Source organism: Acinetobacter sp. AS167 (assembly GCF_037152175.1).
GTDB lineage: Bacteria > Pseudomonadota > Gammaproteobacteria > Pseudomonadales > Moraxellaceae > Acinetobacter.
In genome coordinates this window covers 23284-39877 of the sequence record NZ_JBBCMP010000011.1, presented here as the reverse complement: position 1 = coordinate 39877, position 16594 = coordinate 23284, and the positions used below count along the sequence as shown (strand labels likewise).

The window sequence follows — 16594 nt, the reverse complement described above, 5'->3', positions numbered from 1 at the left end:
GTCTTAATCTATCTTATTTATTCATGGATTTAAGTGCAGCACGGATAATGTCGCTTGCTTCAGTATAGTCTGCTTTCACGGCATTAATCAGTTTTTGTGCTTCCAAAGGTTTATAACCTAAAGATTGCAATGCCGCTTCAGCTTCAGCAACAGCAGAATTGCCCGTAAATTGTATTTGAGTTGAAGTCGAATTACTCGGTGTGGTACCTGTAGCAAAGGCTTTAAAGCGATCACGCAGCTCGATCATTAAACGTTCGGCTGTTTTTGCACCAACGCCAGGGACTTTAACTAAAGTTTTCACATCACCATTCTCAACAGTATGTACCAACATTTCCACACTCAGTGTAGAGAGAATGCCTAAAGCCATTTTAGGACCTACACCATTCACTTTTAGCAGGGTGCGAAAGATGGTTTTTTCTTGAGCGTTAGAGAAGCCATATAGCAATTGAGCATCTTCACGTACGGCTAAATGTGTCCATAAGGTAACTTTTTGACCTTTTTGTAATTGGCAAAATGTTGAGAGTGGCGTGTCGATCTCATAACCTACGCCATTTACATTTAAAAGTACGGTAGGTGCTTCTAAAGCTAAGACTTCACCAATAAGACATCCGATCATTGAGTTTGTTCACTTATTTGTTAATGGTTGAATAGTAGATGCCATTTGCTCTAAACGCAAAATTGCTTTAAGAATTTCTTTGCGATTTCGGGCAGATTTTATCCAAGCAGGTAAACGATTAAAATAGGTTTTATTGGTATTTAAATAAGTTCTTTGTCTAAGGTTTGCAGAAATATAATCTTTTAAACAGTTAATATGTTCTTGATTATAGGCGAAAACAAGTCCATTTCTTGTTGCTACACATAGTGTTAGGCAATAACCAAAATAAGGATCTGTATTGAAGCCGCGATTAAATTGTTTGCGTATATCAAATTGGTTAGGATAGATCCGTTTGGAAATTGGGCAAAAGTTGCAATTCAATTCAATAAATTGAGGAACAAAACTCTTTTTTGCATAGTATTGATGAAACTGAAATTTTCCACGTTTACAACGACAAGTTTCTTCAATATCTAAATAAACCCCAGAGAAATAGCCTAAGTTATTTTCTTGTTTGGCTTTTTGGTCAAATGATTTACAACAATTTTGGCAACTAAAAAAGGGTTGCTCAAAATCAACATCATCAATTTTTTTCGTATAGACGGTGGCATTTTTTAAACAAAATGGACATTCTACTAAAATAGGTTGCCGAGAAAATTTATTCAATGTGATTCCATCATCTACAAACCGTTTCATCAGAAAAAACCAACCTTATTACCTTGAAGTTCTTGCGCTAAGTTATAGGCTTGATGGTCTGAAAATTTACTCACAATATCTAAGACTTGCATAATATTGTCATAGTGATGATCACTAAAGCGTGCACCAAACCGTTCTAATATAGACAGTAAACGACCATCTTTAAAACTTAATGTTTTATTCGGTGTGGTAAGGGGAATAAAGGCATCTAAAATATGCTGTAAACTCTGATGGGCAATAATTTCCAAACCTGATTTTTGCGGGTGTTCAAATATTTTTTCACGGGCAAGGTTTTTTGCTCGATCAATCCCAATCTCAATATCCTCAGCGCAGTATTGCAGTAATGAACCTTTTAGCTGGCCTGACAAAATTTGATAATGTTGTTTTGCGAAAGCAGTGGTTACTTCATCGACCAAACGTTTCATAACACGACCACGCAAAGCGGCAATTTTTTGTTGCCAAGTCATATACGGCATACTGAGTTCAGCGGGAACACCATAATCTCCTAGCAAATCAAGAAAAATAGGTTCAACTTCTTCATAGCTGAGCATATTGAGAATAATGCCGTCTTCTAAATCAATTAAGGCATAACAAATGTCATCAGCAGCTTCTAGTAAATACGTCAGCGGATGACGACACCAATGATACTCACCCAATTGAATTAAACCGAGTTGATCTGCAATCTGTTTAAGAATTTCTTTTTCAGCTTGATAACAGCCAAATTTAGCCCGTTTGCTTGCAGGAGTATTTCCTTGAGATTCGATGGTCTTAGAAAGCCAAGGATACTTTAAGTAAGCTCCTAACGTTGCGTAAGTAAGACGCATACCTCCATCATGAGGATGATAGTCAATTTTAGTAAGCAGTCTTAAACCTTGGGCATTACCTTCGAACTGTCGTACATCTGCTTGTTGTTCAGGAGTGAGGTTCTGTAAAAAATTTGTATGTGCAGCATCATCAAACCATTCACGAATCGCATATTCACCAGCATGCCCAAAGGGTGGATTACCAATATCATGTGCCAAACATGCTGCTTGAATAATTGCCCCTACATCTGCTGTGGAGATCCAAACGGGGAGTTCATTTTGGATTTTTTCAGCTGCAAGCATTCCCAAAGAACGGCCAATACATGACACTTCTAAAGAGTGCGTAAGCCGTGTATGAATACCATCATGTTGGGTCAGTGGATGGACTTGAGTTTTACGATTAAGTTGTCTAAAACTTTGCGAAAATATAATGCGGTCATAATCTTTATGAAATGGACTTCGTGCCTGTTCTGTACTTTGCTTTTTACTACCTAAGCGAACTGTTGAAAGGAGTTCTAACCAACGCATTTGAGTCATTTATCATTATTCATTCTTTCGTTAATCGTATGATGCCAAATTTATTGAAAATGTACTAGGGGCGGGCGACATAAGTTGTCTTGGTCGGTTTATATTTGAGAAATATTTTCCCAGTATTTTTCACCCTTATATCCAAAATAATTCATAATGAAGTTATAAAAGTTGGCTTCAACACTAAACCAATCATCTCTCGCTGTAATTGGATTCACGACAACAACAGAGCCATAATCAGGTGTTTCAGAATCAAGGCGAATTAAAAGCTGTTCACCATCATCTAAAAATTATTCAATAATACAATTGTTGTTAATTTTTGATCTTTTCAATCCACTAAATATTGAGCAGTAAATTTTTGAATGATCTGTAAAGCAATTTATAATCTAGATAGTCCAAACATTAGGAAAATTTCCATGATTAAAGTTAATATGTTTATCCCTATAAACAGTTAAAATGAATAAACATTATCCTTGTATCACTTAAGAAATAGAGTACACATGAATAAAAATTTCTTCTTATTAACTATGATTATTCTATTTGCAGGGTGTAGCCCAACTGATAAAAATCTATCCAATCAAAACAAAGAAATCGAAACTCAGAAAAAAAATGAAGCGAGCAAAGCTGAAATCGAAGAAAGCATTCCTGCCAAGCCTGAACCAGTAGATCAAGCTTTCGCGACTTTTGCTTTTCAAGAAACGCCAGATGGTCATCTGACAAATAATTGTATTTGGACAGATGATCCAAATGCTCAAAATAAACAGTATTGGAGTATCTTACCGAGCAGTATGTTGAATGGAAAAGCTAAATTTACAATAGAGGATCTTACACCTAGCAAGGTAAAGATTGGGCAACCAATTAAAAACTGCAACGAAGCTTATAAAAATGATACGGCAAACTATGCGTATGCGATTAATAAAAGTGGCGATTTGGTTAATGCGGTGGCCCTCAAGCTTGATCGAATGACTCAAAATGCGGATCATACCTATACAATTGATCTGAATAAAAACTCGCATCCTGAAAAAATCTATGTGTGCTATAACATGGAAAGTTTAGATGTATTTTTCATTGACTCTGCATCTCAAAACTCATATTTAGAACATATAAATGTCCGATTATCCTATGATATTGATGGTGAAATCGATCCTGAGATTTCTTGTGGAAAAGTCTTTTATCAAAAAAGCGGAATCATTGCGAAAGAAGATCCTAAAACGGCTGAGTTTCATTATACAGCTCAATAATTCAATTGTTACGAATCATGTTTAAAGACGAAAGTCAAAGTAAATCGGATATTTAAAACCAAGATTTCAGCGTTTTTTAAGTGGGATATGACTAGCTGAAATCTTGCTTTCACAGTAGAATATGCGCTCTCTTCAAGTCACATTGAGGTGGGTTGCCAAAACCTGCCCGTGGAGCCAAAAACAGCATGTTTATCGTTGCCGGTGCACCTGCACACTCTTCTTTTAAGCAAACACAACTATTAACACGCCTTGCGTCGATCAGTTCTGTTCAATCAATAGAAAGCCAATGGGTTTACCTTTTCGACCAAACGCTCAACGAGCAACAACAGCAATCTGCTTTACAGCTTTTAAACGATGGCGCATCGTTTGAAGTTCGTCAGGCTGCAAGTGACGAAGTCCAGATTTTAGTCACGCCACGTGTCGGTACAATTTCACCGTGGTCATCTAAGGCAACCGATATTTTTGCCAACTGTAATACACCTGTACACCGCTTAGAACGCGGTGTTTTGTTTACTTTAAAGGGAATTTCTGAAATTTCTGATGAAGTAAAACAAATTTTACATGACCGTATGACAGAAAGCGTTTTCAATAAAATTGATGACGCAACAGCTTTATTCTCTGAAACTGAGCCTAAACCTTTATACTCAATTGATATTTTGGGGCAAGGTAAAGATGCACTGGTTAAAGCAAACTCTGAGTTTGGCTTTGCATTGTCAGATGAAGAAATTGATTATTTAACTGCAGCATTTAATAAGTTGGGGCGTAACCCGCATGACATCGAGTTGATGATGTTTGCTCAAGCAAACTCAGAACATTGTCGTCATAAAATCTTTGGTTCAGAGTGGACAATTGATGGTGAAAAACAACCATTATCATTGTTCCAAATGATTAAAAATACCTATAAAGAATCACCTACAGATGTTTTGTCAGCATATAAAGATAATGCTTCTGTAATTGTTGGTTTTGACACACAGCGTTTCTATCCGAAAAAAGATGAAGCCACGGGTCACCATATTTATAAATATAAGAGCCAAGCTGCCCACATTCTTATGAAAGTGGAAACCCACAACCATCCAACCGCAATTGCTCCATTTGCAGGTGCTGCGACAGGTTCTGGTGGTGAAATTCGTGATGAAGGTGCAACAGGCCGTGGTGGTAAACCAAAAGCAGGTTTAACGGGCTTTACGGTTTCTAACCTTAATATTCCAGGTTTTGAACAGCCTTGGGAAGAAAACTACGGTAAACCATCTCGTATGGCATCACCACTTCAGATCATGATTGATGGTCCTTTAGGCGGTGCAGCATTTAACAACGAGTTTGGTCGCCCTGCGTTAAATGGTTACTTCCGTACTTTTGAGCAAAATGTTAATGGCGAAGTAAAAGGTTTCCATAAACCGATTATGATTGCGGGTGGTTACGGGAATATTCGTCCTGACCATGTAGAAAAAGATGCAATTCAGCCCGGCGATTTACTGATTGTACTGGGTGGTCCTGCGATGCTCATTGGTTTGGGCGGTGGTGCAGCTTCTTCTGTAGATAGTGGTAAATTAGGTGAAAACCTAGATTTTGCTTCTGTACAACGTGAAAACCCAGAAATGGAGCGTCGTTGTCAGGAAGTGATTGATGCATGTTGGAGAATGGAAGACTTTAACCCGATCGTATCTGTACATGATGTGGGGGCGGGTGGTGTTTCCAATGCAATGCCTGAACTTGTGAATGATCACGAATTGGGTGCAACTCTTGATCTTCGTAAAATCCCATCGCTTGAACCAGGCATGTCACCAATGGAAATCTGGTCAAATGAAGCACAAGAACGTTATGTGCTTGCCATTAAACCAGAATCATTAGAGTTATTTGAATCGATTTGTGCCCGTGAACGTTGCCCATTTGCGGTATTGGGAGAAGCGACTGAAGCACGTCAATTGACTGTAAACGATCCATTGTTTGAAAACAAAGCAGTGGATATGCCAATGCAAGTCATGCTTGGTGGCACGCCACGTATGAGTCGTACATACGAAACGATTCAACGTAAAGGTGATGAGTTTGATGCATCTAAAGTCGATTTAAAAGATGCAATCTTCCGTGTATTGAAAAACCCGACAGTGGCTTCAAAATCATTCCTAATCACCATTGGTGACCGTTCAATCACGGGTATGGTATCGCGTGATCAGATGGTGGGCCGTTGGCAAGTTCCAGTTGCGGATGCTGCGGTAACCACAACAAGCTTACAAGGCTATACCGGTGAAGCAATGGCAATGGGTGAGCGTCCTCCTGTTGCATTGTTAAATCCTGCTGCTTCTGCACGTTTGGCCGTGGCTGAGTCCATCACCAATATCATGTGTGCCAATATTGAACAGATCAGTGATATTAAACTGTCTGCTAACTGGATGGCGGCCGCAGGTCAAAAAGGTGAAGATCAAGCATTATTCGAAGGTGTAAAAGCCATCGGTATGGAAATGTGTCCTGCATTGGGTATCGCAATTCCAGTGGGTAAAGACTCATTGTCGATGCGTACGACTTGGAATGACGAAGGCGAAGATAAATCTGTGACTTCACCAATGTCTGGTGTCATCACTGCATTTGCACCTGTGTTGGATGTTCGTAAAACATTGACACCTGAATTGAAAAATGAAGATTCAGTTCTAGTACGTATTGATTTATCTAAAGGTCAGTTCCGTTTAGGCGGTTCGATCCTTGCACAAGTGTATAAGGCAATTGGTTCTGTTACACCTGATGTTGATAACTTTGATGAGTTCAAAGCATTCTTTGCATTGGTTCAAGATTGGAATAATCGCGGTTTGATCAAGGCGTATCATGACATTGGTGATGGTGGCTTATTGGCAACTGTTGCTGAAATGATGTTTGCTTCACGCTTAGGTGTAGCACTTGAAGATCAATCTACTGAAAGCTTATTTGCCGAAGAAATTGGTGCAGTATTGCAAATTTCTAAAGCAGACTGGGCAAGTTTGACAGATGAAGTTGCAACTTCAAGTTTAAAAGAAGCGATTAGCGTTGTTGGTACTGTCAATGATTCTGATAAATTGTCAGTGAACGGTTTGATACTTGATCGCGCTGAATTGCAACAAGCTTGGACTGAAGTTTCTCATCAAATTCAACGTTTACGTGATAATGTAGAAACAGCTGATTCAGAATTTGCATTAATTGGTGATAAAAATCATAAAGGTATAATTGCATTACCAACATTTGATTTAAATGAGCCTGTTGAAGCTCCTTATATCAATGAACGCCGTCCAAACATGATGATTTTACGTGAACAAGGCGTGAATGGTCATGTTGAAATGGCTGCGGCATTCGATAAAGTGGGTTTTAATACTGTTGATGTTCACATGAGTGATTTACTTTCAGGTCGTGTAGATTTAGACGACTTTGAAGGTCTGGTTGCTTGTGGTGGTTTCTCTTATGGTGATGTTTTAGGCGCTGGCGGTGGTTGGGCTAAGTCCGTACTGTTTAATCCTAAACTTCGTGATCAATTTGAGAAATTCTTTAACCGTGACAATACTTTCTCTGTAGGTATTTGTAATGGCTGTCAAATGTTGGCTCAGCTTTCGCCACTCATTCCGGGTGCAGACAACTGGCCACGTTTCCGCCGTAATACTTCAGAAGTATTTGAAGCCCGTGTTGTGAATGTGAAAGTTGAGAAATCTCCATCGATTCTTTTAGAAGGCATGGAAGGCTCTATTTTACCAATCGCTGTTGCACATGGTGAAGGTCGTGCAGAAACTTCTGCTGAAAACTTTGCTGCGTTAAATGCCGGTAACCAAGTAATTATACGTTATGTAGACAGCTTGGGTAATGCGACTCAACAATATCCACTGAACCCAAATGGCTCTCCTGAAGCAATTTCTGGGGTGACTTCAAAAGATGGTCGTGCAACGATTATGATGCCGCATCCTGAACGTAATTTCCGTGCAATTCAGCATTCTTGGAAGCCTGAAGAGTGGACGGAAGATGGTGCATGGTTACGTATGTTCCGTAATGCGCGTAAGTTTATTGGTTAATTAAATCCTAGACCAATGAATTGTAAAAGCCCCGTAAGGGGCTTTTTTAATCTATGATGGTTGAAAATATTGAATACTTACTAAAAATGAAAAAAAGATTATTGGATGTGACAAGAGTTATTTTGGATAAGTTTAGCAATCGCTATCATGATTATTATGGCTTTTGGGGTATAGGCGTACTGTATACGCATGCAAGACATTTAAATACCTTTAGTTTTACTTTTAGATTATTGAATCAGCACCATGACATTAACGATAATTTTTTAGAGAAAGTCCATCAAAGATTTTCTAAATATTTAGTTGATTGCTTAAGTGTCCATCATAAATTTCTGACTGATTTAAGTTTAGCCATGGTTAAAATTGACTTCGATCACGGTCATCTTTTAAAGCCCTCGACGTTATATGGGGATTATTTTTGTGTGCAAGTCGAGTTGATAGATCAAAAAGGTCAGCGTTTTTTTGCTGAATCGGATGGTTATTGTTTTCCTCATATTGAGTGGATTCAACAAAGAAAATTGATTAACTCATTGTCATTCGGAAAAAAATTTTACTGGGAAGCCTCGAATGAACATCAATGAAGGTATTGGAAATTTGTTACACTTTTAGGGTTGGTTTATTTTTTGCATGTTATAAATTGTCTATTAAAAGACCGATGTTTTGCCCCAAAGATGTTCCATGATGTAGCAAGAATGAGGTGATAAAATGATAAGAACAGTCAATTATTCAACAGCAGATAAGGTCATCCTTCGCCAAAAAGGCTGGAAATGGTTTAGTGTTATTTTAGCTATACAAATGCTGATTATTCTCAGTGCATATTTAATCGCGTAGCTAACGAAATGAGTACGTTCTCTGATTGAGAGTTTTTAGTTGCTAATGACAAAAGGCACTTTATTGTGGTTTTTATCTCTGATAAAGATATGTTCATGAGATAAACACAAGAGCAAGCTATTTGCATGTTTACTGCAAATAGCACTTTCTATTCATTTTGATTTAGATGGTTTTTCTGTTGCTTGTGCTTCTCGTTCAGCAGCTTCTGCAGCATCAGCGGCTGCAGCCGCCGCATCTGAAGCAGCTGTACTTGTTGATATGTCAAAATCAACATTTTCAGCTTCCAAAGCTGCTTCCTGTATAGCATCAATTGATACAATTCCAGCCTCTGCGCCACTAGAAATATATTCAGAAGATTGTGCTACATCATCGTTTTTAGCATGTGCTTGACTTAAAAATATGTTTGATAGCATGACTGCAATTAAATAGCTGTTTCTCATTGGTCTTTCTTCTATGAAATCTAAAATATAAAGGTAACTATTTAATAATTTAAAGTAAATATAAGCCGCCTTATTTGGATAGCTTATAGGGGAATACAAAAATGTCAGATGATGAAAATAAAAAACATTATTAATATGAGAGAATTGATTTAGAAAAATCAAAATTTTTTTAAATAGATGAGATCATGAAAAGAAGCATATTTCTAGTACCAATACTGATTTCTTTAACTAGCTGTTACCCGATATATAAAACACAGAAGCCTCAAGTGACTGTGACTGTTGTAAATGAGCAGGGAGTAGCAATTCCTGATGTAAAAATCGTGTTAGTAACATCAGTACATCCTGCAAAAATAGATGATCAATATGATGAAAAATTCACAAATAAATTGGGGATAGTGAATTTTGAAAAACAGGCCGAATGGAAAGTTGAAAGCTTAGTAATTCATGGGGTGCAAGTTTATGATTGGAATTTATGCCTTGAAAAAGATGGTTATATCATCCAAGAATTTGTCAAAGTAGGTAAAAAAGCGCAGATTAAAATCATTTTAAAGAAGGGTAAAACGCCATTAAAACAGTATCTTGATCAATGCTAGAAAGTTAATTATTCTGCATATCATATATTCAATCTTTTGGAGCGATTAGTGGAATTGAAAGTAGTCTAAAAGGTAGGTAATCTCAGTCAAGCATGTACAAAAAAACCACCCGAAGGTGGTTTTTCTGATCTTAAAAAATTAATGTGTGGCATCAAAATTATAAGATTTTTGTTTCTCAGTATCGAATTTGCCTTCCCATTTACTAATTACAAGAACAGCAAGTGCATTACCAATCACATTTAATACAGTACGAGCCATATCTAAAATACGGTCAATACCCGCAATAAATGCTAAGCCTTCTAGTGGGATACCCACGCTGCCTAAAGTTGCCAATAGAACCACGAAAGACACACCAGGAACGCCTGCGATACCCTTAGAGGTAATCATCAGGGTCAAGACCAAAACAAGCTGTTGAGTGATGGTTAAATCAATACCGTAAAGTTGTGCAATAAAGATAGCAGCAATACTTTGATAGAGTGTTGAACCATCTAAGTTAAATGAATAACCGATAGGAACAACAAAACTGGTAATTGATTTTGGCGCGCCATAAGCTTCCATTTTTTCCATCATACGTGGTAAAACGGTTTCAGAGCTTGCAGTGGAGTAGGCAAGAATAAGTTCATCTTTTAAGATTTTGATAATTGTCCAGATACTAAAACCACAGAATCTAGCCACAAAACCAAGCACAATAAAGATAAAGAACAGGATTGCCCCATAAACTAAAACAGCAAGTTTAATTAATGGTAATAATGAACTAAAACCAAAGTTTGCTACAGTCGCAGCGATCAAGCCGAATACACCAAATGGTGCAAACATCATGATCATGTGAGTTACTTTGAACATTGTTTCAGAAACAGCTTTTAACACGTCAATCAACGGTTGCTTGGTTTCTTTAGACAATGAACCTAGACCAATACCGAAAATGACTGCAAAGAAAATAATCGGCAACATGTGCCCATCACCCATTGCAGCAAAAATATTCGGTGGGATAAGTGAAAGAACAGTATTTACTAAGCCATGAGCTTCATGGCTGACTTCCTGTGTCGTTTCTTTATATTGCGAAATATCAGAGGTTGTCAGTGTAGACATATCAATGCCTGCACCAGGTTGGAATACATTGGCAGCAACTAAGCCTACAATAATTGCAACTGTCGTAATAATCTCAAAATAAACAATGGTTTTAAAGCCAAGTTTACCGACACTTTTACTGTCACCCGCATTGGCAATTCCTAAAATCAGCATGGAAAGCACAAGTGGAATTACAATCATTTTGATCAGATTGATGAAAATCTTACCCAATGGTTGTAAAAAGTTTGCAATGATGTCACCGCGAATTTCAGGTGCGTTGTGCAAAAAAGCACCAACAAGAATACCTAAGAAGAGCGCAATAACAATTTGCCAAGCAAGGCTAATTCTCATTTTCTTCATACTGAGCCCTTAAAATTCAGATTTTGGCGAAAAGGAAAACTCTATCAAAAAAACACAAAAGAAATCCCGCTAAAGCATGTGGGCGCCTTAGGGTGGGAGATTCTGAGTATTCAGAGTATTTCGAAAATGGCCTATTCTGACGCTATTTGCGTCAGCAGTACTAACTTTTTTATCAAAAATGCGTTCAAATGATTAAAAATAGTTCAGTTTGATTAAAGGATTCGATTTTATTGTTAATTTTAATTCATTATATAAATTAAATTTCACACAACTATTTTTATTTTTTATATGTTTGCATTAGGCGTATATATGCCCATATCATCAAAATTCCTGTTAAGCATACGAGATAAATTAACTTTGGAATAACCACCTGAATCGGCACACCCATTTGATTTAACTGAATAAATAAATTAATTCCTTGAGTGGACGGGAAGAGATGAGCAAAATACTGCATCCAAGTTGGCATTGCTTGCAAGGGCCAAGCTGCACCTGACAGTAAAAACAATGGAATTGAGGTGAAAACGATCAGATGTCCAGCACGTTCTGAAATATCTAGATAGCTGGCTAAAAGCATTGCCATTGCAATCACGCAACTAATAAAAATCGGAACGGAAAACAACATGCCCCAAAAATTGCCGCCTCTCGGATAGTCATTGATCCAGTAAGTGAAACCAAATAGATAATAGCAGCCGAGGCAACCAATCGTGAGTGCTGCTAAATAGATTCCCAAAAACTCAGTAGTTGTGGCTCGCCATCGTCTTTCACGATACCCCGCAATCAACATGCACAAACCTAGAACAATAGTCTGGTGAATGATCAGAGGCGCAATTGCAGGAAAGATATAACTGCCATATCCTGAAAGTGTGTTAAACAGCGGAATTTGATGGATCGGAAGCGCGGCTTGGAAATGTGAAATTTTGCCAAACCTTTCGGCTTGTTCTGCAACGGCATTTTCAATTGCAGTGGCTAAGCCTAAACCAATCTGTTTGGTTTTAAGAAAATAAGCACTACTGAGATATAAACCAATACCACCAGCCTCACCTCGAACCACACTATTGGATAGGTTCTCAGGTAATAACAAAATACCATCGGCTTTTTGCTCTTGAACCATCCGTTTTGCTTGTTCAAAATTTCCAGTGATTTCAGTAATTTTTATATTGGGACTTTTGGCAACTTCAGTAATGATGGTATTGCTCAGATAGCTTTGTTCTTCATCAACAATAATAATCGGCAAACTTTCAGCAGTTTGCGCTTTATAGGCTGTAGGATAAAAAATGCTATAAAAAAATACTGAAAGCACCATAGTGGTCAAAATAGACGAGTTTTTCCCAATATTTTTAAAAGTGTCTACATAGTATCGAGCGAGCTCTTTAAAGAATTTAATCATGTTTTACTCCCCTTAAATTTTTATTGAGGAGTAAACTTGATAATGCAAAATAGAAAATACAATATGCAGCAAGGATGGCTAAAGGAACCATCGAAATAAAACTAGGACTGCCAACAACCCATTGCTCAGTTTGTAATTTCGCATAAGGTGTATAGGGAATAATGTTGGCCCAAAATTTGGTAAAAATTGGTGCATTATTTAAGGGAAGCGTGACACCTGCAAAACTTAGCGAAGAGCCACCATAGACTGCAATAAATCCAAAAGTTTTAGATAAATTTTTAGTTGCGAGAACGACGCTACTACTGATCAGTGCATAGGCTGAATAAAGTAAGAACTGTCCAAGTAAAATCATCCATAGACTACCAGCAATGAACCAACCTCGGATTACCACCAGCCAAAACAGCCATACCCAAGTCCAAAAACAGAAAATTAACACATAGACCATATTTTTTGCTAGAAGTGCATTTAACACAGATTTGTCTTGAATCCATTGATTTAATGTGCCGTATTTCAATTCTTGACCCACTGCAAAAGCCACACAACAACACAGCAATAAGTGCAAAATTGCTGGAATCATAAAGGGTTCTAAATAGAACTCATAACTGAGATTGGGATTGAACAGGGGAGAAATTTTTATATTTGCTGTGGAAAGTTCAGCATAAGGAATTTTATTTTCAAAATATGAATTCTTTGCAAAATCAGCAATCGCTTCAACTGTAGAGAGAAGCATCGCTGAAGAAATCCCATTGCCAATACTAAAATAAGACTGATTAAAAGCAATACTGATCTGTGAATCTTGTGCTTGAACCAGACGTTGTTCAGCACCTGCTGGAATATGCACATATCCCCAAATCTTGGTCTGATTGAGCAGATACTCAACTTCATTGGGATTGTCTGATACAGTGTAAATTGAAACCGTATGATTATGACTAAGATACTTTTCTATATTGCGACTAAGTTCACTTTGATCTTGATCAATAATTGCAATCGGTAAATGTTCAGCTTTTCCTGCATAAAACATACTACTGAATAAAATAATCACAAAGAGCGGGGCAAGTGTGACTAAGCATAAATCCCATTTATGCTTGAGCAAATATTGAAGCTCTCTTAACATGCCCGTCCACATGCTTATTGGCTCTCTTTTAATTTAAAGATCACACTCATGCCTACTTTTAATTCAGGTACGGCTTCAGCGGGTGTAAGCTTAACTTTAAAACTACGAATATCATAACCACCTGTCTGACGTGTGGTTTTAATGGTTGCAAACTCACCTTCAGCATCTATATTTTTGATGTTAAATGACACTGTTTTATTGAGTGCGGGTATAAAACCATCTAAGCTTTTTGCTTGATAAACTTGGGTGTATTGATCTTCACGGACATTTAAACTGACCCAATTTTCTTCATCTTGAATAATACTCACAACAGGAACACCAATAGCCACCAGTTCTGAGGGTTTACCGTAAGTTTTAGATACAGTGCCGTTTACAGGAGAGTATAGTTTGGTTTCTGCATCTAAAGCATTGGCTTCCGCAACAGCGGCTTTCGCGATCTCGACTTGTGCATCAGCCCCAGATTTTTGTTCAGTGGTACTGCCGCGTTTTGCACGTGCATATTGCTGATAAGCAGCTTCACTCATTTGAGTGGCTGATTGTGCAGCGGCATGCATTTCATCACGTCGTTGACGCGAGATAACCCCTTGTGCAAAGAGGTTAGCCCCACGTTGGTAGGTCATTTTTGCAAGATTTTCTTGCGCTTTTACACTTTGCCAATTGGCATATAAGGTATCAATATTTTCTTGTTGAGAACCTCTGTCTGCTGTCGATTGTAAGGCTAAGGCGGATTGTAAACTTGCCAGGGCTTGTTGTTTTTTTGCAGCAATTTCTGGACTACTTAGAGTAACTAACAGTTGTCCTTTTTTAATTTTTTGACCATCGCTGACAAAGATGCCTTCTATCCGACTCGGAACTTTAGTGCTGACATGTAATGTTTCAGCTTCAACACGTCCTTGAACATCTACTGTTTTAGGCTGATAACTTTTCCATAGACCAAACGCAATCAATCCCAATAATAGAATAAAAATTATTGCGCCAATGACCAGAATAGTTTTCTTTTTAGAAGGTTTTTGATCGTTGTTGATGTTTGTCGCAGCACTTTGTTCCTGTGCCGAATCTTTGATTAGTGTGTCTTTTTCAGATTCAATTTGGTCGGCTGTAGGTTGTTGCGCTACAGTTGCATCAGATAAAGCGGTCGGATCTGTATTGTTTTGTGTATTCATTTCTGGATGAACTAAATTTTCATTTAATGAAATATCTGAGTTTGCATCAGCTTGCGAAGTTGAAGATGAATCATTTTGTCCATTGTGATGGTCATGCTGTTTTGTCATTTTATGCTCCATCTTAACGAATATAATCTGTATTAGTTTGATTGACGTAGTCTTTGAATTGTTCAATAGAACCATGGCTTTGTAGCAAAGTTGCTAGGGAGAGCACGTATTTATAGGCATTGAGTGCTTTTTCGGTTTTGAGTAGGCTGAGTTGATTCTGTGCATCGATGACTTGAGTGGCGGTGCCCATATCTTCTTTAAATGATAATTGTTGAATTCTTAAATTCTCTAACACTGCTTGTTCATTTTGTTGTAGTAATTGATTGGACTGCTGTGCTGTGGCGAGCTCACTATAGGATTTGTAGATAATATTCTCAATCTCTTGTTGGGTGCGCGCTGTCATAAGCTCTGTTGCATATCTCTGTAATTCAGCTGCTTGGACATTTTTGTTCTTATCAATCCCTGAAAATAGGTTGTAGCGAGCAGCAACACCCACAATCCAATTTTGGTTTTGATCTAAACTATATTCTCCAAACGCAAAAAGGGTTGGTTTTTTTGCGGCGCTCTGGATTTTGACATTCTGATTGGCAAGCTGTGTATCCATTTGCATTTTTCGAACTAGGCTTGAAGTTTCAGGATAAGAAGCAAGGAGTTGGTTGAGTGATTGGCTTTGCTGACGATTGACAAATAAAGGTGTCGTCAATTGATCAATTTTGGATTTATGCAATAAATTTTGAAGTTGGAACTGACTGGCTTGTAAATTTGCCGAAGCATTTTGTTCTGAACGCTGGGCATTATTGCGCGCAACTTCAAATTGCATGCGTTGTCCTTTGCTAATAAATCCCTGTTTTTCAAGTTTGAGTGAATTGTCATAGTGTTGTTGCATTGCACTCAGATTGAATTGACTGGCATTGAATAGCTGTTGTTGTAATTGCACATTAAAATACGCCTGAATCACTTCAAAACGTTGTGTATCTTGCTGTTGTTTAGCATCGAGTTGACTACGTTCAACTTTTAAATTGGCAATCTGCTTTGTTGTCGAGGTAATCCCGCCAGTATAAATTGGCATCATCACAGAAACTGTAGGGCGAACAACTTGATCTTCAAGGACAACATTGGCTGTATCTGGAATTAAGCCAATACCACTATGAATTCCTTGGTTTAGTCCTTGTTTTAAAGGATCTGTGATATTCGATGGAATGTTCTGTTCAGATTGCCATTGATCAACCCGATCATTCACCCCTTGTGAAAGCGTCTGTTCTAGATTATTTTTGACCCCATTTAGTGGAATATCTGTTTCAGTATGAAACTTATAGGCACGTACATTTAAATCGATGCGAGGTAGACCAATATTTTTGACGGCTTCTGCTTGAAGTTTAGAAGCTTGACTGAGTGCTTGATTGGCTTGGGTGGTATAAGAGTTTTCAAGTAAATATTGTTCTGCTTGTACATAGCTTAGATTTTCAGCAAACGTGACGGATACAAAGGCCGTATTTAAGGCTACAAAGCTGCTTACTTGTATCAATTTTGATAATGCTTTAAGTGAATAGCAAGTTCTAAATTTCATCTGAAAAATCATCAGCATTTGTTTAAATTTGAGACTATTCTAACCTTGAATGACTAGAATAAATAATCTAAATGTATACTTTAATATGTGTGGTTTTTGTAGTTTCGATAATGAGTATAGATGTGATTAAATTATAATCAAAACCAT

Annotated in this window: 14 protein-coding genes; 5 read left to right on the top strand and 9 right to left on the bottom strand. The window is 37.7% G+C overall.

The features are described 5' to 3' along the window. Positions 1-13: 13 nt before the first annotated feature. From ruvA to WFN33_RS15970, 3 genes are read right to left on the bottom strand one after another with little or no spacing between them, the layout of a single operon-like run. Positions 14-616 (bottom strand): Holliday junction branch migration protein RuvA, encoded by a 603-nt coding sequence (gene ruvA / locus WFN33_RS15980; RefSeq protein WP_004724404.1) that lies wholly within the window; start codon positions 614-616, stop codon positions 14-16. 9 nt (positions 617-625) lie between these two features. Further along, the gene (locus tag WFN33_RS15975; RefSeq protein WP_336953992.1) at positions 626-1288 is read right to left on the bottom strand and encodes a hypothetical protein; all 663 of its coding nucleotides are present in this window, start codon (positions 1286-1288) and stop codon (positions 626-628) included. Continuing rightward, on the bottom strand, positions 1288-2628 hold the full coding sequence (locus WFN33_RS15970; RefSeq protein ID WP_336953991.1) for a deoxyguanosinetriphosphate triphosphohydrolase: 1341 nt from the start codon (positions 2626-2628) through the stop codon (positions 1288-1290). The genes WFN33_RS15975 and WFN33_RS15970 overlap by 1 nt, the downstream gene beginning before the upstream one ends. Positions 2629-3119: 491 nt before the next feature. On the opposite strand from WFN33_RS15970, the gene WFN33_RS15965 reads away from it, so the two are divergent. The 4 genes from WFN33_RS15965 to WFN33_RS15950 all read left to right on the top strand — a co-directional run bounded on the left by WFN33_RS15965 (position 3120) and on the right by WFN33_RS15950 (position 8707). Beyond that, positions 3120-3860, top strand: coding sequence for a hypothetical protein (locus WFN33_RS15965; RefSeq protein ID WP_336953990.1), 741 nt, complete (start codon positions 3120-3122; stop codon positions 3858-3860). A gap of 185 nt (positions 3861-4045) precedes the next feature. Next, positions 4046-7879, top strand: a complete 3834-nt coding sequence (gene purL, locus WFN33_RS15960; RefSeq protein ID WP_336953989.1) for a phosphoribosylformylglycinamidine synthase — start codon at positions 4046-4048, stop codon at positions 7877-7879. A 53-nt stretch (positions 7880-7932) separates the two neighbouring features. After that, complete coding sequence (locus WFN33_RS15955) at positions 7933-8457, top strand: hypothetical protein (RefSeq protein ID WP_336953987.1); 525 nt, start codon at positions 7933-7935, stop codon at positions 8455-8457. Between the two features lie 124 nt (positions 8458-8581). Further along, positions 8582-8707, top strand: coding sequence for a KGW motif small protein (locus WFN33_RS15950; protein ID WP_336953986.1), 126 nt, complete (start codon positions 8582-8584; stop codon positions 8705-8707). A gap of 152 nt (positions 8708-8859) precedes the next feature. Here WFN33_RS15950 and WFN33_RS15945 read toward each other — a convergent pair whose 3' ends face one another. Next, positions 8860-9309, bottom strand: a complete 450-nt coding sequence (locus tag WFN33_RS15945; RefSeq protein WP_336953985.1) for a hypothetical protein — start codon at positions 9307-9309, stop codon at positions 8860-8862. Between the two features lie 104 nt (positions 9310-9413). Between WFN33_RS15945 and WFN33_RS15940 the strand changes: the two genes are divergently transcribed. Beyond that, the gene (locus WFN33_RS15940) at positions 9414-9740 is read left to right on the top strand and encodes a hypothetical protein (protein WP_336953984.1); all 327 of its coding nucleotides are present in this window, start codon (positions 9414-9416) and stop codon (positions 9738-9740) included. Between the two features lie 138 nt (positions 9741-9878). Here the strand turns inward: WFN33_RS15940 and gltP are convergent, their stop codons facing one another. From gltP to WFN33_RS15915, 5 genes are all read right to left on the bottom strand, one after another. Then, positions 9879-11168, bottom strand: a complete 1290-nt coding sequence (gene gltP, locus WFN33_RS15935; protein WP_262086234.1) for a glutamate/aspartate:proton symporter GltP — start codon at positions 11166-11168, stop codon at positions 9879-9881. 277 nt (positions 11169-11445) lie between these two features. Then, on the bottom strand, positions 11446-12555 hold the full coding sequence (locus WFN33_RS15930) for an ABC transporter permease (RefSeq protein WP_336953983.1): 1110 nt from the start codon (positions 12553-12555) through the stop codon (positions 11446-11448). Beyond that, the gene (locus tag WFN33_RS15925) at positions 12548-13681 is read right to left on the bottom strand and encodes an ABC transporter permease (protein WP_336953982.1); all 1134 of its coding nucleotides are present in this window, start codon (positions 13679-13681) and stop codon (positions 12548-12550) included. The genes WFN33_RS15930 and WFN33_RS15925 overlap by 8 nt, the downstream gene beginning before the upstream one ends. A 2-nt stretch (positions 13682-13683) precedes the next feature. After that, positions 13684-14940, bottom strand: a complete 1257-nt coding sequence (locus WFN33_RS15920; protein ID WP_336953981.1) for an HlyD family secretion protein — start codon at positions 14938-14940, stop codon at positions 13684-13686. Positions 14941-14953: 13 nt separating this feature from the next. Then, complete coding sequence (locus tag WFN33_RS15915) at positions 14954-16447, bottom strand: TolC family protein (RefSeq protein WP_336953980.1); 1494 nt, start codon at positions 16445-16447, stop codon at positions 14954-14956. Between the last annotated feature and the right edge of the window lie 147 nt (positions 16448-16594).

Coding starts and splice junctions, on each gene's coding strand:
- WFN33_RS15950 (WP_336953986.1), top strand. CDS start 8,582: ATGATAAGAACAGTCAATTATTCAACAGCAGATAAGGTCATCCTTCGC.
- purL (WP_336953989.1), top strand. CDS start 4,046: ATGTTTATCGTTGCCGGTGCACCTGCACACTCTTCTTTTAAGCAAACA.
- WFN33_RS15920 (WP_336953981.1), bottom strand. CDS start 14,940: ATGACAAAACAGCATGACCATCACAATGGACAAAATGATTCATCTTCA.
- WFN33_RS15975 (WP_336953992.1), bottom strand. CDS start 1,288: ATGAAACGGTTTGTAGATGATGGAATCACATTGAATAAATTTTCTCGG.
- WFN33_RS15965 (WP_336953990.1), top strand. CDS start 3,120: ATGAATAAAAATTTCTTCTTATTAACTATGATTATTCTATTTGCAGGG.
- ruvA (WP_004724404.1), bottom strand. CDS start 616: ATGATCGGATGTCTTATTGGTGAAGTCTTAGCTTTAGAAGCACCTACC.
- WFN33_RS15915 (WP_336953980.1), bottom strand. CDS start 16,447: ATGAAATTTAGAACTTGCTATTCACTTAAAGCATTATCAAAATTGATA.
- WFN33_RS15925 (WP_336953982.1), bottom strand. CDS start 13,681: ATGTGGACGGGCATGTTAAGAGAGCTTCAATATTTGCTCAAGCATAAA.
- gltP (WP_262086234.1), bottom strand. CDS start 11,168: ATGAAGAAAATGAGAATTAGCCTTGCTTGGCAAATTGTTATTGCGCTC.
- WFN33_RS15930 (WP_336953983.1), bottom strand. CDS start 12,555: ATGATTAAATTCTTTAAAGAGCTCGCTCGATACTATGTAGACACTTTT.
- WFN33_RS15970 (WP_336953991.1), bottom strand. CDS start 2,628: ATGACTCAAATGCGTTGGTTAGAACTCCTTTCAACAGTTCGCTTAGGT.
- WFN33_RS15955 (WP_336953987.1), top strand. CDS start 7,933: ATGATGGTTGAAAATATTGAATACTTACTAAAAATGAAAAAAAGATTA.